The following is a 4,013-nucleotide window of genomic DNA, read 5'->3' on the forward strand; positions in this document are numbered from 1 at the left end:
CCGGCGGTCCTCACACAGCTGACCGCCGCGGGCGTATGTGCGGTCGGTTCGGTCGGCGCTGTCGTACACGTTGCCCATCACGTCGGGGTTGCGCCATTGGCGTGCGCCGTCACCATATTCCGCCTCGGCCAGACTGCCGAAGTCATCGTAGAAATAACGCACAATCCGCCCACTTATTGCATCGTGGGCGTGCGAAAGCCGGAAGTCGTCGTCCCAGCGGTAGCCCCTATTACTTACAGGCTTAATGCTTTTTTACTGCAATCCCCAACGGTTTCATTTTGACTATAAAAAAACAACAGTTTTATTCTCCTCCCAAATTCTCTTATTAATACATGACGAGTTTCGAAACCTTTTGTCTTCCTCAATAGCTGATAACGATAGTTCCTGGGGATTATCTCTGCACAATAAGAGCATTGATATTTCAGGCTGCCCATAGTAATGTGGGGTATTCAATATATCATCTATTGCCATTGCTCGTTTCATAAGGATGTTAGATATTTTACTTAACAGTTCTTTGGAAATAAAGTCAAAAAAACTAGATAGTTTCTCTTCTATATTATCATATGAAAAGAAATCCGTTTTGGAACCTTTAAAAAGATTATTATTGGGTAAAGATGAATAAAAAGAGTATAAGTAATTGGTGTAAATATTAGAGTCCTTTTTTCTAAACCCTGTACTTTCTAAAATTTCTTTCCAAATCTCCCCTCCAAAAATATTTGCAGTTATAAATATACTCGCGATAGCTCCCATTGACAATTGTTTTCCTGTTAGGAATTTAAATTCTATTTTCCCAACGGTTTCATTCATAAACTTTATGTTGGCAATATTCTTAGAATACTCTATAACTATCTGTCTCGAATTAAATCTTTCAACTAGTGTTTCTATTTGAGATTTAAAACATTGTTTAAACTCTTTTTTTCCCATCTGTCTATATCCTCGTTTTATACTTTACTACATGGAATGTTGCATTGGTAGTATTACCGTTTCCATCGATGTATACTCCGCTACTACCTTTAGATGTTTTTATAGTTCCTCCACCAGACATACTTGTATTTGCCATATCAACCTTTTTAGTACTAAAAACTCCACTTGCTTTCTGTGCTGGTGTCAATCTTCCAGAATTCATTTTTGCTTCAAAAACATACACTTTATTATTTCTAGTAGCAACGAAATCTGCTCTTATACTTTGACCATTTATAGTCATAGGAACTTGCCTTCCTACGATTTTAAAGCCATTGCGCTCTAAGTCAAATTCGGCTAAGTTTTCACCTCTACGCCCATTAAAATTAGAACATTCCAACCCAAACACGTCAACTTCCATATTTACATCTTTTACGAAAGCGTACAATGTTGGATTATTCCCCTCTAACCCTATCGGATCTTGGCTTATATACCCACCCGTACTCGGTTCGTAATACCTGAACCGATTGTAGTACAATCGCGTTTCCTCGTCTTCATACTGCCCCAATTGTCTGAACGGCACAAGCTTTCTGTCGCCCTTGAGGTTGAGCAAGTTGCCATAGATGTCGTAGTCGGCTTGCCAGACGAGCGTTCCGTGTTCGTCGTAGGCCTGCACGGGGCGACCGATGTAGTCGCTCACGATACCGTAACGCTTGCCGTTTACCAACTTGGCGGTTGGAACATAGCTGTCGGTGTCGTAAACCCAGGTTATGAGGTTGTCCGTTGGTTCGGGCCTGTCGAACGACACATCGCCGTTTTCGCCAACTATCTGTTGCGGCCGTTCCGTTTCGTCGTACTCCCACTCGTGAAGGACAACGTCACCATCCCATAGGTAGCGGTGTACGCGGCCGTTGAAAGCTTTCTCAATCCGCCGGCCCAGTGCATCGTACTTGAATGTGACGATCTTGCCGTCGGGCCGAGTGACGCTGCCCAACATGCCGTTAGGCAGCCATGTGTAGGCGTAGTCGCCGGGATGCCAAGTTAAAGCCCCGTCTTCTCTTCCATTTTCTTTTGAAGTATTACTACCGGAGAAGAGACCGAAGACACTTTTACGATCGCCTTGCGGGGTTTCTGCAATGGGCGGAATCTTCCTTTTCGTCTTCAGTACCAGGTTGCCCTGCTTGTCGCAATGGTACCGCCATCGGCGGTCTTCACGCAGCTGACCGCCACGGGCGTATGTGCGGTCCTATTCCTTACTGCGGCTAACCGTCTCAGATGTGTTATGCCATATTCAAGAATCCTCCGCACAAGACTGAGCCTTGTGCCTCTCAAAAAAGGCAAACTTATGAGAACACATTATGGGAATCGAATATTGTTACATTTCAAAAAAATACAACAATGATGGAGACTAGGCATTTCTCTCTTACAATTATTTGCAGAGACACACTATCGCATTGCGCAACCTTATAAGTTATTCTGTACTAATTGTGAACTTGCCTGGGGCTTTCCAGGAAATCCGATTATACTTGGCACTAATTAGCCCCTTTTCTTTGTAATAATCTACCACTTCTGAAGGAGCCCAACCATTTCCTCCTGAGAATAATCCACCTAAATCGATCAACTTGTTAATAATAAGTACTCGGTTGTCAATATCCTCAATAGGGAGAACCAAAAAATACTCTGAACCTACATTTCTAAATCCCATAGCGATGAGCTCATTCTTGAAGTTATTACTAGTATTTCTTAGTATAATTTCTTTCCCTGCAAGTTCTACCACAATAATCTTATCATTTAATATATCACTCATTTCACTAATACAGTTAATATAGTTGTTACAGATTCATTATCAATTGTTGGAACTGAATTTATCACCATTTCTGGTGCCCCATTCGGTAAATGCTGCCCTGGCCCCAAGAAATATTCATTCCCTTCTAATGGGCTGCGAGGATTCATAGAAGTAATGTCTGAGATTTCTCTCACTTTAAATCCATTCTGAAGACTACCAGGCTTTAACCCCATGCCACGCTCTATGCTTGATGCTGTTGCTGATGAGATGGTTACGGTATCACCCTTTCTAAAGTTAGGAAGATTATTTAAAGCTCCTGTCCTATCTGTTATAAATGTACCATTTAAGCCAATATTAGGATAAGAATCCCAATCTATAGGGCTAATATTAAAACCCTTGTCATCTTGCAGCATACGATATTGTCGTTCTCTGGCTTTTTTAACTCTATCACAGTTTAGTCCAAATCTGTCTACCCAGATATTGATATCTCTCACATACCCATACAATGTAGGATTATTCCCCACCAACCTTATCGGGTCTTGTGATATATACCCACCCGTATTCGGGTCGTAATACCTAAATCTATTGTAGTACAGCCCGTCTCCTCGTCCTCATACTGCCCCAACTGGCGGAACGGCACGAATTCCCTGTTGCCCTTGAGGTCGAACAGGTTGCCATAGATGTCGTAGTCGGCTTGCCAGACGAGCGTTCCGTGTTCGTCGTAGGCCTGCACGGGGCGGCCGATGTAGTCGCTCACGATGCCGTAACGCTTGCCGTTTACCAACTTGGCGGTTGGAACATAGCTGTCGGTGTCGTAAACCCAGGTGACGAGGTTGTCCGTTGGCTCGGGCTTGTCGAACGACACTTCGCCGTTTTCGGCAACGATCGGTTGCGGGCGATCCGTCTCGGCGTACTCCCATTCGTGAAGAATGACGTCGCCATCCCAGAGGTAACGGTGCACGCGGCCGTTGAAGGACTTCTCGATTCTCCGCCCTAATGCGTCATATTTGAATGTGACGGTCTTGCCGTCTGGCCGAGTTACGCTGCCCAGCATGCCGTTAGGCAGCCATGTGTAGGCGTAGTCACCGGGTTGCCAAGCAATGAGTCCTTCCTGTTCCCTCCTTTCTTTTGAAGTATTACTACCGGAGAAAAGGCCGAAGAGTCCTTTGCCTTTCGTCTGTGGAACGGCATGTTCCAAATCAGCCCTTATCTTCCTTTTCGTCTTCAGCACCAGGTTGCCCTGCTTGTCGTAATGGTACCGCCATCGGCGGTCTTCACGCAGCTGACCGCCGCGGGCGTACGCGCGGTCGGTTCGGTCGGCGCTGTT

General features: G+C 44.8%; 5 protein-coding genes. All 5 read right to left on the reverse strand.

Annotated features, from left to right (window positions below; translation table 11 throughout):
• Window positions 1-282 precede the first annotated feature (282 nt).
• The gene (locus tag HMPREF0670_RS14600; RefSeq protein WP_009231915.1) at window positions 283-924 is read right to left on the reverse strand and encodes a hypothetical protein; all 642 of its coding nucleotides are present in this window, start codon (window positions 922-924) and stop codon (window positions 283-285) included.
• Between the two features lie 4 nt (window positions 925-928).
• On the reverse strand, window positions 929-1,897 hold the full coding sequence (locus HMPREF0670_RS16805) for an RHS repeat domain-containing protein (protein ID WP_009231916.1): 969 nt from the start codon (window positions 1,895-1,897) through the stop codon (window positions 929-931).
• Window positions 1,898-2,371: 474 nt separating this feature from the next.
• On the reverse strand, window positions 2,372-2,707 hold the full coding sequence (locus HMPREF0670_RS14610; RefSeq protein WP_044078424.1) for a hypothetical protein: 336 nt from the start codon (window positions 2,705-2,707) through the stop codon (window positions 2,372-2,374).
• Window positions 2,704-3,282, reverse strand: a complete 579-nt coding sequence (locus HMPREF0670_RS17270; RefSeq protein ID WP_232213945.1) for an RHS repeat-associated core domain-containing protein — start codon at window positions 3,280-3,282, stop codon at window positions 2,704-2,706. The genes HMPREF0670_RS14610 and HMPREF0670_RS17270 overlap by 4 nt, the downstream gene beginning before the upstream one ends.
• Window positions 3,216-3,917, reverse strand: coding sequence for an RHS repeat domain-containing protein (locus HMPREF0670_RS17275; protein ID WP_009231917.1), 702 nt, complete (start codon window positions 3,915-3,917; stop codon window positions 3,216-3,218). The genes HMPREF0670_RS17270 and HMPREF0670_RS17275 overlap by 67 nt, the downstream gene beginning before the upstream one ends.
• Between the last annotated feature and the right edge of the window lie 96 nt (window positions 3,918-4,013).

It is taken from the genome of Prevotella sp. oral taxon 317 str. F0108 (assembly GCF_000162415.1).
Lineage (GTDB): Bacteria > Bacteroidota > Bacteroidia > Bacteroidales > Bacteroidaceae > Prevotella > Prevotella conceptionensis.

What these genes read in the sequence shown, in the direction of transcription:
- HMPREF0670_RS14600 (WP_009231915.1), bottom strand. Translation starts at nt 924, where the DNA reads ATGGGAAAAAAAGAGTTTAAACAATGTTTTAAATCTCAAATAGAAACA.
- HMPREF0670_RS16805 (WP_009231916.1), bottom strand. Translation starts at nt 1,897, where the DNA reads ATGTTGGGCAGCGTCACTCGGCCCGACGGCAAGATCGTCACATTCAAG.
- HMPREF0670_RS14610 (WP_044078424.1), bottom strand. Translation starts at nt 2,707, where the DNA reads ATGAGTGATATATTAAATGATAAGATTATTGTGGTAGAACTTGCAGGG.